This is a genomic window from Dickeya lacustris, assembly GCF_029635795.1.
Taxonomy (GTDB): domain Bacteria; phylum Pseudomonadota; class Gammaproteobacteria; order Enterobacterales; family Enterobacteriaceae; genus Dickeya; species Dickeya lacustris.
The window spans coordinates 4,209,882-4,226,681 of the sequence record NZ_CP114280.1; the positions used below are offsets into that span (position 1 = coordinate 4,209,882).

A 16,800-nucleotide genomic window follows, 5' to 3' on the forward strand; every position below is an offset into this window, starting at 1 on the left:
ATGGAACATCAGGCGATGAACGCACACCCCCACACCCATGCGCACTATCAGGCGGCCTGCGCCAGCGTGATGCAGGATTTGGTTGACTGCTTGCTGGCCGAGTCATTTTTTGGCAGCGCACCGCTGGCGCTCTACACCCCTGAGTCCTGGCGGCAGCATTATGGCTGTGCTACGCCGTTTGGCGAGTTTACGCGCGACGCGCGCCTGTGGCGCTGGTGTTGCGATGAGCGCGAACAGCGCCATCTGGTGCTGCTGTTGCGCCCCGGCATTACCCAGCGCTGGGAGAGCGTGCCGCACACGGCGGTGTATGTATGGCAGCAGGGCAGCGATGACTGGCAGGCGCTGGAGCCGGAAAGCTTTATGAATCTGGTCTTTGTCGGGCAACGCGCCAGCGACGAGGAGGGGGCGGACGAGGAGAGTGCTAAAGAGAGAGCCAAAGGGCAGGCGCTGTTTTTGGACGTGCTGGCGACCAGTATCTCGCAGTTGGCGTTATCGCGTGAACACCACATTGATACCGAGAGCCTGCTGTTGCGTAATAACGCCGATTTTTTCCACGTGATGGAACAGTGGGCGTCGCTGCGTGACCGCCCCTATCACCCGACCGCCAAAGCCAAGCAAGGGCTGAATGCCGATGAATACCGCCGTTACGTCGCCGAGTTTGCCGCCCCCGTCACGCTGAACTGGGTGGCGGTGGCGAAAACGCACCTGCAATGTGGTGACGGCATCAGCGATACCACTGCTCAGTACCCGGCGCGTTACCTGCTGCCAGCGGCAGAGCAGGCGGCATTACAGCAGGAACTGGTGGCGCGCGGTATTGCCGCTACCCATATCGCCCTGCCGGTTCACCCGTGGCAGTTCGACCATATTCTGCAACCTCAGTTGGGCGAGGCGTTTCGTCATGGCGACTGCCACCGGCTCGATTTCCGGGCAGACGGCTACCTGCCGACCTCGTCATTACGCTCGATGACGCCGTGCTTTGCCAGCGCCGACTACCTCAAATTGCCGATGGCGGTCTACTCGCTTGGCGCATCACGCTATTTGCCCGCAGTGAAAATGATCAACGGCGGCCTGAGTGAAGCGCTGTTGCGCCAGGCGCGCCGTCAGGACGCGCTGTTACAGCAGCGGCTCTATTTGTGCGATGAAGGAAAGTGGTGGGCGTTTATGCCGCCGCAGGCCACCTTGTTTGACGAAGCGCCGCGCCACCTGTCGGCGCTGGTGCGCACCTATCCGGCCGAGCTGTTCGATAACCCGGACTACCGCTTGCTGCCGATGGCGGCGCTGGCAACACCGCTGCCGGGCCGCCGCCGCCACTTCTTTGACGACTGGCTGGCCTATCGCCAGCTGGCGGCGGACGCACAGGGCGTTGAAACGCTGTTTGCCGAACTGTGTCGCTGCTTTTTTGACATCAATTTCCGCCTGTTCCGGCTTGGCATGCTGGGGGAAATCCATGGGCAAAACGCTGTGCTGGTCTGGAAGGCGGGCGAAGCGCACGGGGTATTGCTGCGTGACCACGACTCACTGCGTATTCACGTCCCGACGCTGGAGCAACACGGGATGCAAGACCCGGTGTATCGCATCAAGCAAGGGCACGCCAACACGCTGTACCACGACCGGCTCGATGACCTGCTGTTCTGGCTGCAAACGCTGGGGATTCAGGTCAACCTGCGGGCGATTATCGACACGCTGGCCGACACCTACGCGCTGTCGGCTGCCCGCCTGTGGCAGGTGATGCAAACAGAAATCAACGACGCGATTGACCGCACCGGTTTTCATGCCGACACGCACGCCATGCTGAAAACCCGGCTGTTCGACGCCGCCAGCTGGCCGCAGAAACTGCTGATCACGCCGATGATTGCCCGCGCGGGCGGGCCGGGAAGTATGCCGTTTGGCAAAGGCGAGGTGATTAACCCGTTTCAGGCCATCATCGGGAAATAGAGGGGCATGACCTTTTGCGTGACGGGCTTGCGGGACAGACGCTGGTTTTTTGGCGGCACAGTTTAGCCCTTAGCCAGTGGCCAGGGAGAGGCGGCGTTGGCGCCTCTCTTTATCGATCGTGCATGTTATCGATCGTGCGTGTGATGAGGCTGCAAAGCATTCATTCCGGTTATCCGGCACGCAATTTACCCGGCACGCAATTTATCATGAACGAAATGTCGCACGGCCCGGCACCGTTTACCGGCAACAAAAACAATACGGCTGCTGATTCACAGCCTCTAACTGCCCGCCAGCAGTTCAACCTGTAAAACAGATAATGTCTAATCGTGAATGAGTATTTAGTTTCGCGCCGCCGATTGCTGCGGTGGTCGTTAAGCCTGTTGCCGTTGGCCGCAGGCTTACCGGCGCTGGCTCAGGTTCAGGCCCGGCCACCCCGGTTAATAACGCTATTTCAGGGGGCGACGGATACGGCGGTGGCGCTGGGTATCACCCCGGTCGGCGTGGTGGACTCGTGGACGGAAAAGCCGATGTATCGCTACCTGCGCGCGGCGCTTGATGGCGTGGCGCATGTCGGGCTGGAAACGCAGCCCAGTCTTGAAGATATCGTGTTGCTAAAACCGGAGATGATTGTCGCATCGCGCTTTCGCCATCAGCGTTTGCAGCCGCTGTTATCACAGATTGCGCCGGTGGTGATGCTGGATGAAATCTACCAGTTTAAAACCACGCTGGCGGTGATGGGGCAGGCATTGGGCGTGCAGGCGCAGGCCGGGCAGTGCCTGCAACACTGGCAGCAGCGGGTGGCGACGTTGCAGGCACAGTTACGCCAGCGGTTTGGCGGCGCGACTTTGCCGACGGTAGCGGTGCTGGATATCCGCGAAGATCATATCCGCAGCTACCTGCCGCCCAGTTTTCCCGGCTCGGTACTGAGCGAACTGGGGTTTGGCTGGAGCGAAACCAGCCGCAGCCAGCCGGGTGTCTCACTCAAACTCACCAACAAGGAGAGCCTTCCGGTGCTGGATGCCGAGGTGTTTTTTGTGTTTTTACGCGCCAACAGCCCGGCGGTGCAACGCCATTATCAGTCGCTGATTCAGCATCCGCTGTGGCAGCGTTTGCGCGCTGTGCAGCGCGGGCAGGTGTGGGTGGTCGATGGCGTCGCCTGGAGTTTGTCCGGCGGTATTCTGGGGGCCAACCTGATGCTCGATGATATCCATCGGGTAACGGGGATCGGCGGGGAGGTGGCATCATGAGCCCGCTCATCACGGCGGCGCGCAGGCCGTGGCCGGTGCTGCTGACGGCGGGGCTGGCGGTGCTGGTGCTGGCGGGCTTGAGCGTGATGACCGGCCCGGTGTGGATTGCGCCGGGGCAGGTGCTGGCGGCCTTCTGGCAGCATGATGCGCTTAATGTCAGCCACATTCTGGTGACATCCACCCGGCTGGCGCGCACGCTGATGGCGATGCTGGTCGGGGCGGCGCTGGCGGTGGCGGGGCTGCTGATGCAGGTCTTGACGCGTAACCCGCTGGCCTCGCCGGGGCTGTTTGGCATTAACGCTGGCGCGATGTTCCTGCTCATCGTCTGCGTGTCCTGGTTTCCCGCGCTCGGCATGGCGGTGTGGCTCTGGGCGGCGTTTGCCGGTGCGGCGCTGGCAGGCGGCCTGGTGTGGCTGGTTGGCACGCTCGGGAAAGGCAGCCTGAACCCGCTGCGTATTGTGCTGGCTGGGGCGGCTATCACCGCGCTGTTCTCGGCGTTCAGTCAGGCGCTGCTGGTGGTCAATCAGGAGGGGCTGGACACGGTGTTGTTCTGGCTGGCCGGGTCGGTGGCCGGGCGCGAGCTTAACGCGGTGTTGCCGCTGATGGGATACGGCGTACTGGCGCTGCTGGCGGCGATGTGCCTGAGCGGGCAAATCAATGTGTTGCATGCCGGTGATGCCATTGCGCGCGGGCTGGGCCAGCGCACCGCGCGCCTGCGGGCGCTGATGAGTCTGGTGGTGGTGGTGCTGGCGGGCAGCGCGGTGGCGATGGCGGGCAGTATCGGCTTTATCGGCCTGATTGTCCCGCACCTCGCCCGCACGCTGCTGCCCGCCGACCACCGCTGGTTGTTGCCCGGCTGTGCGCTGCTGGGGGCAGCGTTGCTGTTGCTGGCCGATATTCTGGCGCGCGTGGTTATCCTGCCGCAGGAGGTGCCGGTGGGCGTGATGACGGCGCTGTTTGGCGCACCGTTTTTTATTATGCAACTGCGGCGCGGAGGGCGGCATGGTGCCGGATAATCGAACGTATGAGCGCGTGTGGCGCTGGGGGCGGTGGTCGCGCCAGTACAACCTGAATACGCTGTATCGCCTTGCGCTGATGACCGGCGTACTGCTCGCTCTGATGATAACCTCGCTTGGCATCGGGAAAGTGTGGCTTGCGCCGTGGGAGGTGTGGCGCGCGCTGTGGTCTTCTGCGCCAGACCCTGGCACGCTTGAGGGTGCAAACATGATAGTCCGGCAGTTGCGTTTACCGCGCGTCCTGCTGGCGGCGCTGGTGGGCGGTGCGCTGGCTGTGTCCGGCCTGATGTTGCAGGCGATGGTGCGTAACCCGCTGGCCTCACCGGATATTCTGGGTATCAGCAGTGGAGCCAGCGCAGCGGCGGTGGGCTATTTGTCGTTTGGCGCATCGCTGTTCGGGCCGCATTATCTGCCGCTGGCGGCGATGGCCGGTGCCGGTGGCGCGGCCTGTGCGGTGTATGCACTGGCCTGGCAGTCCGGTGTGTCGCCGTTGCGACTGGTACTGACCGGCGTGGGCGTTTCGGCGCTGTTGATGGCGACAACCACTTTTCTGCTGGTTTTCAGCCCGCTGACCACTACGCTGTCGGCGTATGTCTGGCTGACGGGCAGCGTGTATGGCGCAAGCTGGCAAGACGCGCGCGCGCTGGCGGGGTGGCTGGTGCTGTTGCTGCCGTGCCTGATACTGCTGGCGCGTCAGGTGCAGGTACAACAACTGGATGACGCACTGGCGCAGGGCATTGGCGTGCGGGTGCAAGCGGTGCGGCTGGCGTTGCTGGCGCTGAGTGTTGCGCTGGCCGGGGCCGCAATTGCCTGCGGCGGGGCGATGGCGTTTGTCGGCCTGATTGCGCCACACATCGCCAAACGGCTGGTGCCGCCGGGGTTTGCCGCACAGGCCATCATGGCGTTTTTATGCGGTGCGGCGCTGGTTAACGTGGCTGACTTGTGCGCCCGCACGCTGTTTTTGCCGCTGGATTTACCGGCCGGTATTTTTGTTGCGGTGCTGGGCGCACCGTTCTTTTTATATTTATTGATGCAACAACGGCAGGAAGGAAACGGATGATGACCGCCATTCGCAGTCAAGGGGTAACGCTGGGGTATGCCCGGCAGACCATTATCGAGTCGCTGGATCTGGCGCTGCCGCGCGGCAAAGTCTCGGTGCTGATTGGCAGCAACGGCTGCGGTAAAAGTACGCTGCTTAAAGCGTTTGCCCGCCTGCTCACGCCGCTGCAAGGGTCGGTTATCCTCAACGGTGAAGATATCCACCGCAAGCCAACGGCACAGGTGGCGCGCGAGCTGGCGATCCTGCCACAGATGCCGCAGGCCCCGGAGGGGATAACCGTCAAGCAACTGGTCAGCCTGGGGCGCTATCCGTATCAAAACTGGCTACAGCAATGGTCAGCGGAAGATGAACGGATGGTGCATCAGGCGCTGGTGCAAACCGGCACCGAGGCACTGGCGCACCGCCCGGTGGATGCGCTTTCCGGCGGCCAGCGCCAGCGGGTGTGGATAGCCATGACGCTGGCGCAGGATACCGAGGTGGTGCTGCTCGATGAGCCGACCACGTTTTTGGATTTGGCCCACCAGATTGACGTGCTCGATTTGCTGCGCGCGCTCAATCGCCAGCACGGCAAAACCATCATCATGGTGCTGCATGACCTGAATCTGGCCTGCCGCTATGCCGACCATATGGTGGCGGTGCATAACCGCACCGCCTTCGCACAAGGCGCACCGGCTGACATTCTCAATGAGGCAATGGTGAAAACGGTGTTTGATCTCGATTGCCGCATCATTAACGACCCGTTTTTCCACACGCCGCTGTGCATTCCATTTGGGCGTGAAACGCCAGCGCGCAAGGAGGCATGATGTCGCCGCATGACACCGACGCGCCGCCAGTCGGCCTGATTCTGCCACGGGTGCCGCCCGCCAGCGCAACACTGCTGGCACAGTACCGCCACATCAGCACCTCTACGCTTGGGCACCTCACCGACCACGGCTACCTGCACGGCCTTCAACCGCTGTGGCAACCGGTGCAGATGGTGGGCAACGTGGTGACGGTAAAACTGTGCCCGCCCGATGGCGGCATACTGCGCGAGGCGCTGTTATTAAGCCAGCCCGGCGATGTGCTGGTGATTGATGCCATGCAAGAGGCGACGCGCGCCTGCTGGGGCGAGCTGCGCACGCTGGCGGCCTGCGTCAAAGGGTTGGCCGGCGTGGTGGTCGCCGGTGCCGTGACTGATTCCCGCGCACTGCGCACGCTCGGGCTGCCAGTGTTTTGCCACGGCGTGAGCGCCATCACCACCCGCACCCTTGGCCTGCAAGGGGCGGTGAATGTACCGCTCCGGCTATCCGGCGTGGCGGTAAACCCCGGTGACATCGCCATAGGCGACGATGACGGGGTGTTTATTCTCAGCCCCAGCGCCGCTCACGATTGGCTCGACACCGCGCAACGCAAAGAGCAGGCCGATGCCGAACGGCGCGACGCGCTGCGCCAGCGTTTGCCTGTACGGGAACGTTAAATGGCCCGAACATTCCGAGTGTTGGGTGACTGATTATGCGACGGCTAATACGGTCAAACCACGATTGCACCGGCGTTTACTGCTGTACCGCAATGCTTAGAAGCGCATAAATTTTCTTAGCCCCTGCATTTGACTGGGTCAGTTCAATAGTATTTTTCCGGCCATTTTTCATGTGCAGGATAATTTTTTTGTTAAATGACCCCGAGATGGCTACCTTGCTAACATCATTAAAACGGGCATAGAACGTTTCGTATAACTTACCCAGCACGCAGTAAACACCCTCATCGGTTAATACCAGACCATGATCGCCCTGACCAAAAACTGTTTCATCGTAGTAAAACAAGACGGCCTCTTCAGCTAATGGCGGCAGTGATTGACGCCTATTTACGGCCTGAATGAAGTTACTTATTTTCTTCGGATTTAGGCCGTCGTAGCGATAGAAACTGTGATCTTTATTCGTTACATAGTGTGCTAACTCCCCCTCGTCAGGTGTATTTACAGGTAAGGGTAATGCCTGCTTTGGCGTAGGCGTGCTTGTTTCTGATACGGAGCCAACCATAGAGGCACCAACGACACCGATCCCTGGCATTGTCTGCGAGGTCACACTATGTTGAATGGTAGTCACTGTCCGGGTATAGGCGTTGACATGAACGCCACCCCGCATATGTGCTGAGACATTCTGTGGGGTTTTGACTACGGTTTGTACCGGTGTCAAAACGGTTCTGAATGCCGCTCGCAGAGAGGCCACAATTGAGATAAACATAAGGGCAATAAACGGAACCGAAAGCCACATGATTGAGAAATAAAAAATGCTTTGCTTAGTGTTAGCGGCCTGTTGTGTTAATCGGGAGCAGTAGAGTACCGCCGTAATAACGTAAACTACGCCACACGCGATGGTATATGTCTTGGTCATCGCTATGTTCTGAATGGCCGGGAAGAGTAAACACCCATATAAAACTGTACTATAGAGAGCATCGGGTAGTAACGTTTTTATACTCTCAAATGTTTTTGCTATATTGTAAAGTATCCATATAAGCAATAATATCCAGCCGATGACAGGAATGGCTGCGGCGATGCCCATTAGAATTACACTGATTATCATGCTACCCAGAATATTACCTAGATATCTTTGTGAAATGAGATACCAGATAAAATAGAGGAAAGAACTTCCAATCACGACAGGCAAGGCAAAAACAATGCTTTCGGGAATAAAGAAAACGACTCCGCCAAGGATGAGTAATAACAGGAAGCAGATGCCGGGGCCATTATTTTCAGATTTGGAATTGGCTTCGATATCAATAGACATATTAATGATCTACCTATGCATTGATTCTAGTGGATGGGGTGAGGCTCTCAGTGTTAACAACGGAGAGGTAACGTTTTTATGCTGCCACCAACAGGGATGGAAGTCCAATGGAAAAGAAATCTGTGTTAGAAAAATAACGATTTTATATAATTAAACATAATTAAAATTGGAAAACAGCATCAAGATCAAAATAATGTATTTTAAGTTTTAAATGGCATTTAACAGATATCTCTACCCAATCATGGATGCGTCATAACATCGATTTTTTGCTATCAGGGACTCGTTATTCAGATTTTTCAGCAGTGTGCTCTTTTCATCATCGTCAATATGGTTAGGGTGAGAATTAAACGCAGCATCTAATGCGCGGCTCATGAATTTTGTATTACTCCACTGAATTAACATATTTACGGTGTAAATATAAGTCTGCGGATGATAAGTCACATTAATGGTGTGAAGACATCGCTTTTACCTACCAAGAGTGGGAGCGTTACACAATCCTATTTAGAGAGGTTCTAAGTTAAGCAAGAGATGATTTACATGAAAAAGCCAGCACCCATCATTGAGAAGTGCTGGCATGTGCATCCTACATTAGCCCCGGTTATTCCATATCCTGTACGGTATTCCTGACGTCGCATTGCCGTGGTGCCGTGGTGATGCTTTTCTCCCACCAGGCGTGGGTCAGCGTGGGTTCGCCCAGCGTCACCACTTCGCCCAGCATCGGCATGATGACTGGCAGGGCCTGCTCCCGCGCCAGTTGGCTGCTGTCACGCACCGGGTCGGCCCAGTCGTGAAACGACAGTGCGAACATGCCCCAGTGAATAGGCATGAACTGGCGCGCGTTTACATCGATGACGGCTTGTACGGTCTGTGCCGGGTGCATATGGGAGTCTGGCCAGCGCTCGTTATATTGACCGTTCTCCATAAACGCCACATCGAAGGGGCCAAAGCGCTCGCCGATGGCGCGGAAATGCTCGCCGTAACCGGAATCGCCGCTAAAGAAGACGCGCTCTCGCTGCCCCTGAATCACCCAGGACGCCCACAGCGTGGTATTGCGCCCCGACAGGCTGCGCCCGGAGAAGTGGTGTGACGGGGTGGCGGTGAAGGTCAGTGGCCCCACGCGCGTGGATTGACTCCAGTCCAGCTCATCAATTCGGTTAGCGGCAATACCCCACTTGCGCAGGTGTTGGCCCACCTTGAGCGGCACGATAAAGCGGGTGTGGGTATGGCGAAAGGCGCGGATCGTTTTGGCGTCCAGATGATCATAATGATCGTGCGACAGCAAAATCACATCGATGGCAGGCAGCGCATCGACTGACAACACCGGCGGCTGGAAGCGGCGGAACATCAGGCTCAACGGCGAGGCACTGGCGGAGAACACCGGGTCAATCAGGATGCGGGTATTATCCAGATTGAGCAGCAGCGTCGAGTGCCCAAACCAGATGAATTTCAGGCGAGCGTCAGGGCGTAAAAAGGCGGGCATATCCGGGGTGTGTTGCACCAGCCGATGGGCGGGAGCGCGGCCCCGGCGCTGAAAGCCAAGACGCCACAGGAGTGACAGGGTTTGCCACAGGCTCAGGCGGGCGGCTTGCACCGGGTGTTGGCCGGATGAGGGCGGATTAGAAAAACGCCCGGTCGCAGGCGAGTAGTGTGATGTCATGTTATCCGGCATGGGCCCTCCTGAAAGGCGATAGCGTAAGGCATGTTGCGGTCACGCATAGGCAGCAGACGTGACGAAAACTGAAGATGACCAATAGCATGTTCTTATCAAGACTGTCGGTGCCTATTGTGCGGCCTGATGGCCGCGCAGCGGGTGTTCAGAGGTTGAATTTGCCTATCCAGGGGCTGTTTTTCTCATTTGACCACAGGTGCAGCAACATCTCTTTAAAGCGCTCGGCCGCCGGGCTTAACGGCGAGTCTTTGCGTTGCACCACGCCGAGCGTTCGGCGCACCACCGGTTCAATCAGCGGCTTACTCACCAGCACATGGTGTTCATCGCGCGGCATGGCAAGGCTTGGCACGGCGGCAATGCCCAGTCCGGCCTCGACCATACCCAGCGAGGTTGATAAATGGCGCACTTCATAAAACCAGTTCGGTTTCCAGGCGCTCTGTTCCAGCGCCTGCTCGATTAACAGCCGGTTGCCGCTGGAGCGCCGCACGCCAATCAGCGGGTAATCCGCCAGGTCTTCCCACATCACCAGCGACTTGTTTGCCAGCGGATGATCGCGCCGACAGGCCAGCACAAACGGCTCATTGACCAGCGGCGTGAACTCCACATTGAAGTGTGTGACGTTGATCATATTAATACCAAAATCCGCGTCTCCATTGAGCACGGCATCGAGACAGTCGCTTGCGCTGTGTTCCAGTATGCGGATGCGGATATTGGGGTAGTGTTCGTTGTAGTTGCGGATCACCGCCGGCAGAAAATAGAACGCGGCGGTGGGAATGCACGACAGCGTGACAAAGCCGGTCTGGTGTGAGGCCATTTCCTGAATGTTCAGAATGGCATTTTCATAAAAATCAATCAGGTTGCGCGCATTAGGCAGAAAACTTTTGCCGACGGCCGTCAGGCTGACCCGGCGCGTTGAACGCTCAAACAGCGTCGCGCCGAGGCTCTCTTCCAGCTTTTTGATACGCCGGGTTAACGCCGGTTGCGAAATATGCAACAACTCCGAGGCTTTGGTAAAACACCCGGTGTCCGCAATTTTGACAAATGCCTTGATGCCCTGAAGTTCATGCTGCATCGCTTTTTTCCTCCTGACAGGTTGGCTGACACGATAATCTGTCGCGGGCGCATTATTAATGCAAGAAACGAATTAATCGTTATTTTTTTGACATTAGAGTCATGGATACGCCTGTGGGATGCTTGCGCCATCAAAGCAGTCAAGTCGTGAGAAAACGTGATGGTAAAGATTCCCTGTGTATTGATGCGCGGCGGCACGTCCAAGGGGCCGGTGATATTAGCCAGCGACCTGCCGCAAGACCGCCAGCAGCGCGATGAGGTGTTGCTGGCGCTGATGGGCTCCGGCCATGAGCTGGAAATTGATGGCATTGGCGGCGGTGCGCCGCAAACCAGTAAGGTGGCGATTGTCAGCCGCTCCACTCACCCCGAGGCCGATGTCGATTACCTGTTTGCCCAGGTGATGGTCAAAGAGCGCCGGGTGGATACCACGCCCAACTGCGGCAACATGCTGTGCGCCGTCGGGCCGTTTGCCATTGAGCATGGGCTGGTTGACGCCCGCCACCCGCGTACACGGGTGCGGATCCGTAACCTGAACACCGGTACGCTGGTCGATGCGGATATTCACACGCCACACCAACGGGTGGAGTATGACGGCGAAACCCAAATTGACGGCGTTCCCGGCCATGCCGCGCCGGTGGGCCTGACGTTCCTCAACTCGGCAGGCAGCAAAACCGGCAAACTGTTTCCCACCGGGAAGGTGCGCGATGTGTTTGCTGGCATCAGCGTCACCTGTATTGATATGGCGATGCCGATGGTGCTTATTGATGCCCGTTCGCTGGATAAAACCGGCAGTGAATCGCCGCAGGCGCTGGAGTCAGACAGTGCCTTTATGCAGCGGCTGGAACAGCTCCGCCGACAGGCAGGCCAGGCGATGGGGCTTGGCGATGTCAGCAACATGGTTATCCCCAAACCGGTATTACTCAGCCCACCGGTTGCCGGTGGCACAATTCAGGTGCGCTATTTCATGCCGCATAACTGCCATCGTTCGCTGGCGATCACCGGCTCCATCGGTATTTCTACCGCCTGCGTCATAGAAGGCAGCGTGGCGCAGGATGTGCTGGGCGAAGAACACCGTCACGCTTTTTTAGACGAGGTCACGATTGAGCACCCGAGTGGAAAAATCGCCGTTTCATTAATGAAAAACGGTGAGCGCCATGAAGATATTCGCGCTTCCGTGATTCGCACCGCAAGGAAGTTATTTGTTGGTAATGTATTTGTTCCTGCATACGCTCTGGATGTTGAAGATATTTAAAAATAAAGAATGTAATCGTTAATTTTATTTCCCTGTATCCCTACAAATATATTGTGAGGTTATTATGAGTGCAATTCAGACACCGACGCCTGATCGACAGGATAAGCAGGTTAATATTGCTCAATACCTGCGAGTGATTTTCGCGCTGGCATTTTCTGGCCTGGCTGAACTGGCATCCTTATTTTTTATTCAGCCATTATTACCGGTCTTGGCGAAGGATTATGATATTCCCGTCAGTCAGGTGAGTATTATTTTGTCCGCAGAAACCGCGATGCTGGCTATCGGATTATTATTTACCGGCACATTGGCCGACCGCTATGGCCGCAAACGGCTGATTGTTGTCTCGCTGATGCTGGGCGGTTTACTGACGCTCATCTGCCCGCTGGTAAAATCCTGGGCGTTGCTGGTGATGCTGCGCGGTGTGATTGGTCTGGCGTTAAGCGGTATTGCCGCTGCTGCCACTGCCTATATCAGTGAAGAGGTCGCGCCGGTAGTGGCTGGTGTGGTAACGGGGTATTTCGTGTTTGGCAACTCAATTGGCGGCATGTCCGGGCGAGTGATTGCCAGCCAGTTAATCGGCCATGCCTCTATTGATGTCATCTTCTACGGCTTTGCCTGTACGCTGATGTTCGCCGCACTGCTGGTTTCCGTATTGCTGCCTGCATCGAAAAACTTTAACGCCAGTGACAGCCTGAACTTTTCTTCTATTGCCAAAGGCGCGATGGCACACTTTAAAAACAAAAAACTCTCGTTAATGTACGTGGTGAGCTTCATTATTTTTGGTGTGTTTACCTCGCTGTATAACTATCTGGCGTTCCATCTGGCGCGCGAGCCGTTTAATGTCTCTCATGCCAATGCCGGGTTGATTTCATTTAGTTTTGTCATGAGCTTTTTTACCGCACCACAGGCGGGTCGCTTGTCACAAAAATACGGTGCGCTGAAGGTATTATCCGCACTGTTTATGATTATGATTGGCGGCATGCTGCTGACGTTAACCGCGAGCCTGCCTGCGTTTGTCATCGGTGCGATTCTGTTTACCGGCTGCTTCTTCGGTTGCCACTCTATCGGCTTAAGCTGGGTCAGTAAAAATGCGACCCATGCGCGCGGACAGGCCACGGCGTTATATCTGTTCTTCTACTATATGGGCGGTTCCGTGGTCGGTTACTGCAATGGGCTTATTTTCTCTTCCGCCGGTTGGCTGGGGATGACGGCGTTTATTATTACACTGTTAATTGGCGGTATTTTTGTGGCGACATATCTGAATGGCATTCATCGTGTCAATCTGGTCGCAGCGCAGAGTAATAAATAATAAAACCATGCTGTCAGCGGAAATAGATATCGCGCTTTATATCCTAAATAATGCAAATTGCGTTGGCCCTGAAAGGGTAAGGCCGGGAAATAGGCCGGATAATAAAGCCAATGTACCTGTAATTTGCCGTGTGACGGGTGTATTTAACAATGCGATTGAGATGGTTTTTTATCAATTAAATATCACGCCATAAAAACAGCTGGGTTATTCGGCCATTATTAAATCAGGCTTGCCGGTTGATGAAACATATTGCCTCAACCGGCATACATCATGAATCCCACCACCTTCAGGTGTTGTTATGAAACTTGCAAGTTATCGCCATCAGGGCAACAACAGTTACGGTATTTACACCTCCGCCGGGCTGATTGATTTGGGCCGTCGTCTGGGTGAGCGTTACCCCGACCTCAAAGCGCTGCTGGCCGCCGACGCGCTCGACGTGGCCGCCGCCTTCCAGGGAGAGACCCCGGATGTGGCCGTCGCCGACGTCACCTTTCTGCCGGTGATTGTCTCGCCCTCCAAAATCCTCTGCGTCGGCATGAACTACGCCGACAAGCGCAAGGAGTTCAACGAGCTGAACCCGGCCCCGACGCTGTTCGTGCGCTTCCCGGATTCGCAGACCGGCCACGGCACCCCGGTGCTCAAGCCGCACTACTCCAGCGAGTTTGACTACGAAGGCGAGCTGGCGGTCATCATTGGCCGCGACGGGCAGAACATTGCCCGCGACGAGGCGCTCGGGTTTGTCGCCGGTTACAGCTGCTACATGGACGGCTCGGCGCGTGACTGGCAGCACAACTGGTTCACGGCGGGCAAGAACTGGCAGAAGACCGGCGCGTTCGGGCCGTACCTGACCACCCGTGACGAAATCCCCGACCCGCATGCGCTGGCCATCCGCACCTACCTGAACGGGCGGATGGTGCAGGATGACACCACGGCGAGCATGATCCACAAGGTGGCCGACCTGATTGAGTATATCAGCACCTTCACCGCGCTCAGTGCCGGTGACGTCATCATTACCGGGTCGCCGGGCGGGGTGGGCAAGAAGCGTAATCCGCCGCTGTTCATGCAGCCGGGTGACAGCATCGAGGTGGAGATAGAGCATGTCGGCCACCTGCGTAACACCATCGGCGAAGCCGCGCGGCCGGTCAGGGCGCGTCAGGCCGTGGCCGTCGGTCACTGAGTCGCCCGGTCGGGCCGCGAGCAACCAGCAGGATACCCCCATGTATGCCGATGAGAGTGTGACATTTACCCCCCACGAGGTGGCGCGCCACCCCCGGGTGCTGACGGACGTCGGGCCGCTGCTGGCGCGTTGTCAGCTGGGCCTGGACGACGATATCGAATTTTTTGTGGTGGGCCGCCACCAGGGGCGCGTGGTGGCGTGCGCCGGGCTGTGCGCGAGCACCATCAAGTGCGTGGCGGTTGACCCGGATTACCGCGAGCTGAGTCTGGGGGTGACGATAGTCAACGAGGTGGTGCAGTTTGCCGCCGGACGCGGGCTGTTCCACCTGTTTCTCTACACGCGGCCCTGCAATGTGCCGGTGTTCCGGGGCTGCGGGTTTTACCCGCTGGCCTGTTACGAGGACCAGGCGGTGCTGATGGAGAACACGCCGATAGGCATCCGGCAGTATTGCCAGACGCTGGCGTCGCAGGCGAAGCCGGGGGCGCACATCGGGGCCATCGTGATGAACGCCAACCCGTTCACGCTGGGGCACCGCTATCTGGCGGAGCAGGCGGCAGCGGCGTGCGACTGGCTGCATATCTTCGTGGTGCGCGAGGATGCGTCGTTCTTTCCGTTCAGCGAGCGGCTGGCGATGGTGCAGCAGGGGGTGTCACACATCCCGAACCTGACGGTGCATGCCGGTCGCACTACCTGATATCGAAGGCGACCTTTCCGGTACTTTCTCAAGGAGGCGCAGCGCATCACCGAGGCGCACGCGGCGCTGGATTTGATTATCTTCCGGCGTTACATCGCCCCGGCGCTGGGTATCACGCGGCGTTTTGTCGGCACCGAGCCGTTCTGCCCGGTGACGCGGCACTACAACGCGGCGATGCACCACTGGCTGGAGCAGCCGGGCCGGGTGGCGGCGCCGGCGCTGGAGGTGGTGGAAATCGAGCGCGCGCGGGAGGCGGCGGGGCAGGCGATATCGGCATCGGAGGTGAGGCGGCTGCTGGCGCAGCGGGAGTTTGAGGCTATCCGCGAGGGTGCCGGCCACCACATTTGTGCAGTTACAGCGCTATGGCGAGCTCGCCTGCGCGTAACGCGTTTTTAGGTATCAAGCAGGTAAAACACACCATGAATATAATCAAGGAAGCCCTGGCGGGCACCTTCGAGTCCAGCGACCTGCTGGTGAAGGTGGCGCCGGCCGAGGGTGCGCTGACCGTGGTCATCAACAGCGAGGTCATCAAGCAGTTTGGCGGGCAGATACGGCAGGTGGTGGACGAGACGCTGCACCGGCTGGGCGTGACGTCCGGCACGGTGGTGGTGGACGACAAGGGGCGCTGGACTGTGTGATACGCGCCCGGGTACAGAGTGCGGTGCTGCGCGCTGCCGGTATTGACGAGATAGCGTGGGAGAAGCTGTGATGAGCACGACCGAACCGAAAAGACTGCGGCGCAGTATGTTGTTCCTGCCGGGGGCGAATGCCGCCATGCTGTCCAACGCCTTCATCTACCAGCCTGACTCCATCATGTTCGACCTGGAGGATGCGGTGTCACTGCGCGAGAAGGACACGGCGCGGCTGCTGGTGTACCACGCGCTGCAACACCCGATGTACCGCGAGATTGAGACCGTGGTGCGCATCAACCAGCTGAACACGCCGTTCGGCCTGAAAGACCTGGAAGCGGCGGTGCGCGGCGGGGTGGATGTGATACGCCTGCCGAAGACCGACTCCACCGACGACGTGGACGAGCTGGAGCACCATCTGGCGCGTATCGAGAAGGCGTGCGGGCGGGGAAGTGGGCTCGACGCGCATCATGGCGGCCATCGAGTCGGCGGTCGGGGTGATTAACGCGGTGTCGATAGCACGCTCGTCCGAGCGCATGATTGGCATTGCGCTGGCGGCGTTCGACTACGTGATGGACATGCAGACCGAGCGCGGCGACGGCACGGAGCTGTTCTATGCGCGCTGCGCGGTGCTGCATGCGGCGCGGGCGGCGGGTATCGACGCGTTTGACGTGGTGTACTCGAACGTGAGCGACGAGGCGGGCTTTCTGAAGGAAGTGGACCTGATACGCCGGCTGGGTTTTAACGGCAAGTCGCTGATTAACCCGCGCCAGATAGAGCTGCTGCACAACGCCTATGCGCCGACGCAGGACGAGGTGGACTACGCCCATCTGGTCATCGAGGCGGCGCAGGAGGGTGAGCGGGCCGGGCTGGGGGTGATATCGCTGAACGGCAAGATGATAGATGCGCCGATAATCGACCATGCGCGGCGGGTCATCGAGCGGGCGCGTGCGTCCGGCGTGCGCAAGTAAGGCGCGGA

General features: G+C 58.2%; 13 protein-coding genes and 3 pseudogenes. 13 read left to right on the plus strand and 3 right to left on the minus strand.

The features are described 5' to 3' along the window. The first annotated feature begins 15 nt into the window (after positions 1 to 15). Genes O1Q98_RS19090 through O1Q98_RS19120 form a run of 7 tightly spaced genes read left to right on the plus strand, consistent with a single transcriptional unit; the run spans position 16 to position 6,714 of the window. On the plus strand, positions 16 to 1,935 hold the full coding sequence (locus tag O1Q98_RS19090; RefSeq protein WP_125259967.1) for an IucA/IucC family protein: 1,920 nt from the start codon (positions 16 to 18) through the stop codon (positions 1,933 to 1,935). Positions 1,936 to 1,949: 14 nt separating this feature from the next. Further along, positions 1,950 to 2,243 carry a hypothetical protein gene (locus O1Q98_RS19095; protein ID WP_125259966.1) on the plus strand — a complete coding sequence of 98 codons (294 nt, stop codon included), beginning with the start codon at positions 1,950 to 1,952 and terminating at the stop codon, positions 2,241 to 2,243. Positions 2,244 to 2,261: 18 nt separating this feature from the next. Next, on the plus strand, positions 2,262 to 3,182 hold the full coding sequence (locus O1Q98_RS19100) for an ABC transporter substrate-binding protein (RefSeq protein WP_125259965.1): 921 nt from the start codon (positions 2,262 to 2,264) through the stop codon (positions 3,180 to 3,182). Then, a complete protein-coding gene (locus O1Q98_RS19105) occupies positions 3,179 to 4,198 on the plus strand; it encodes a FecCD family ABC transporter permease (protein ID WP_125259964.1) in 1,020 nt (339 codons plus the stop codon). Before O1Q98_RS19100 ends, O1Q98_RS19105 begins: the two co-directional genes overlap by 4 nt. Next, positions 4,185 to 5,258, plus strand: coding sequence for a FecCD family ABC transporter permease (locus O1Q98_RS19110; RefSeq protein WP_125259963.1), 1,074 nt, complete (start codon positions 4,185 to 4,187; stop codon positions 5,256 to 5,258). Before O1Q98_RS19105 ends, O1Q98_RS19110 begins: the two co-directional genes overlap by 14 nt. Beyond that, positions 5,258 to 6,061 carry an ABC transporter ATP-binding protein gene (locus tag O1Q98_RS19115; RefSeq protein ID WP_125259996.1) on the plus strand — a complete coding sequence of 268 codons (804 nt, stop codon included), beginning with the start codon at positions 5,258 to 5,260 and terminating at the stop codon, positions 6,059 to 6,061. The genes O1Q98_RS19110 and O1Q98_RS19115 overlap by 1 nt, the downstream gene beginning before the upstream one ends. After that, positions 6,061 to 6,714, plus strand: a complete 654-nt coding sequence (locus O1Q98_RS19120; RefSeq protein WP_125259962.1) for an RraA family protein — start codon at positions 6,061 to 6,063, stop codon at positions 6,712 to 6,714. Before O1Q98_RS19115 ends, O1Q98_RS19120 begins: the two co-directional genes overlap by 1 nt. Before the next feature lie 76 nt (positions 6,715 to 6,790). Here the strand turns inward: O1Q98_RS19120 and O1Q98_RS19125 are convergent, their stop codons facing one another. The 3 genes from O1Q98_RS19125 to O1Q98_RS19135 all read right to left on the minus strand — a co-directional run bounded on the left by O1Q98_RS19125 (position 6,791) and on the right by O1Q98_RS19135 (position 10,761). Continuing rightward, on the minus strand, positions 6,791 to 8,020 hold the full coding sequence (locus tag O1Q98_RS19125) for a hypothetical protein (RefSeq protein ID WP_125259961.1): 1,230 nt from the start codon (positions 8,018 to 8,020) through the stop codon (positions 6,791 to 6,793). A gap of 598 nt (positions 8,021 to 8,618) precedes the next feature. Beyond that, positions 8,619 to 9,689, minus strand: coding sequence for an MBL fold metallo-hydrolase (locus tag O1Q98_RS19130; protein ID WP_125259960.1), 1,071 nt, complete (start codon positions 9,687 to 9,689; stop codon positions 8,619 to 8,621). 145 nt (positions 9,690 to 9,834) lie between these two features. Beyond that, entirely contained in the window at positions 9,835 to 10,761 is a 927-nt protein-coding gene (locus O1Q98_RS19135) for a LysR family transcriptional regulator (protein WP_125259959.1), read from the minus strand. Between the two features lie 159 nt (positions 10,762 to 10,920). On the opposite strand from O1Q98_RS19135, the gene O1Q98_RS19140 reads away from it, so the two are divergent. The 6 genes and pseudogenes from O1Q98_RS19140 (at position 10,921) to citE (ending at position 16,792) form a co-directional block, all read left to right on the plus strand. Beyond that, positions 10,921 to 12,012, plus strand: a complete 1,092-nt coding sequence (locus tag O1Q98_RS19140) for a 4-oxalomesaconate tautomerase (protein WP_125259995.1) — start codon at positions 10,921 to 10,923, stop codon at positions 12,010 to 12,012. Between the two features lie 64 nt (positions 12,013 to 12,076). Beyond that, the gene (locus O1Q98_RS19145; RefSeq protein ID WP_125259958.1) at positions 12,077 to 13,321 is read left to right on the plus strand and encodes an MFS transporter; all 1,245 of its coding nucleotides are present in this window, start codon (positions 12,077 to 12,079) and stop codon (positions 13,319 to 13,321) included. Positions 13,322 to 13,619: 298 nt separating this feature from the next. Beyond that, positions 13,620 to 14,498 carry a fumarylacetoacetate hydrolase family protein gene (locus O1Q98_RS19150; RefSeq protein WP_278142464.1) on the plus strand — a complete coding sequence of 293 codons (879 nt, stop codon included), beginning with the start codon at positions 13,620 to 13,622 and terminating at the stop codon, positions 14,496 to 14,498. A gap of 40 nt (positions 14,499 to 14,538) precedes the next feature. Beyond that, positions 14,539 to 15,588, plus strand: a pseudogene (citC, locus tag O1Q98_RS19155) ([citrate (pro-3S)-lyase] ligase). 23 nt (positions 15,589 to 15,611) lie between these two features. Next, positions 15,612 to 15,901 (plus strand): annotated as a pseudogene (gene citD, locus O1Q98_RS19160) (citrate lyase acyl carrier protein). Further along, positions 15,901 to 16,792: pseudogene (gene citE / locus O1Q98_RS19165) on the plus strand (citrate (pro-3S)-lyase subunit beta). Before citD ends, citE begins: the two co-directional pseudogenes overlap by 1 nt. The last annotated feature ends 8 nt before the right edge of the window (positions 16,793 to 16,800 follow it).

What these genes read in the sequence shown, in the direction of transcription:
- O1Q98_RS19090 (WP_125259967.1), top strand. Translation starts at nt 16, where the DNA reads ATGAACGCACACCCCCACACCCATGCGCACTATCAGGCGGCCTGCGCC.
- O1Q98_RS19105 (WP_125259964.1), top strand. Translation starts at nt 3,179, where the DNA reads ATGAGCCCGCTCATCACGGCGGCGCGCAGGCCGTGGCCGGTGCTGCTG.
- O1Q98_RS19110 (WP_125259963.1), top strand. Translation starts at nt 4,185, where the DNA reads ATGGTGCCGGATAATCGAACGTATGAGCGCGTGTGGCGCTGGGGGCGG.
- O1Q98_RS19115 (WP_125259996.1), top strand. Translation starts at nt 5,258, where the DNA reads ATGACCGCCATTCGCAGTCAAGGGGTAACGCTGGGGTATGCCCGGCAG.
- O1Q98_RS19120 (WP_125259962.1), top strand. Translation starts at nt 6,061, where the DNA reads ATGTCGCCGCATGACACCGACGCGCCGCCAGTCGGCCTGATTCTGCCA.
- O1Q98_RS19125 (WP_125259961.1), bottom strand. Translation starts at nt 8,020, where the DNA reads ATGTCTATTGATATCGAAGCCAATTCCAAATCTGAAAATAATGGCCCC.
- O1Q98_RS19130 (WP_125259960.1), bottom strand. Translation starts at nt 9,689, where the DNA reads ATGCCGGATAACATGACATCACACTACTCGCCTGCGACCGGGCGTTTT.
- O1Q98_RS19135 (WP_125259959.1), bottom strand. Translation starts at nt 10,761, where the DNA reads ATGCAGCATGAACTTCAGGGCATCAAGGCATTTGTCAAAATTGCGGAC.
- O1Q98_RS19140 (WP_125259995.1), top strand. Translation starts at nt 10,921, where the DNA reads ATGGTAAAGATTCCCTGTGTATTGATGCGCGGCGGCACGTCCAAGGGG.
- O1Q98_RS19145 (WP_125259958.1), top strand. Translation starts at nt 12,077, where the DNA reads ATGAGTGCAATTCAGACACCGACGCCTGATCGACAGGATAAGCAGGTT.
- O1Q98_RS19150 (WP_278142464.1), top strand. Translation starts at nt 13,620, where the DNA reads ATGAAACTTGCAAGTTATCGCCATCAGGGCAACAACAGTTACGGTATT.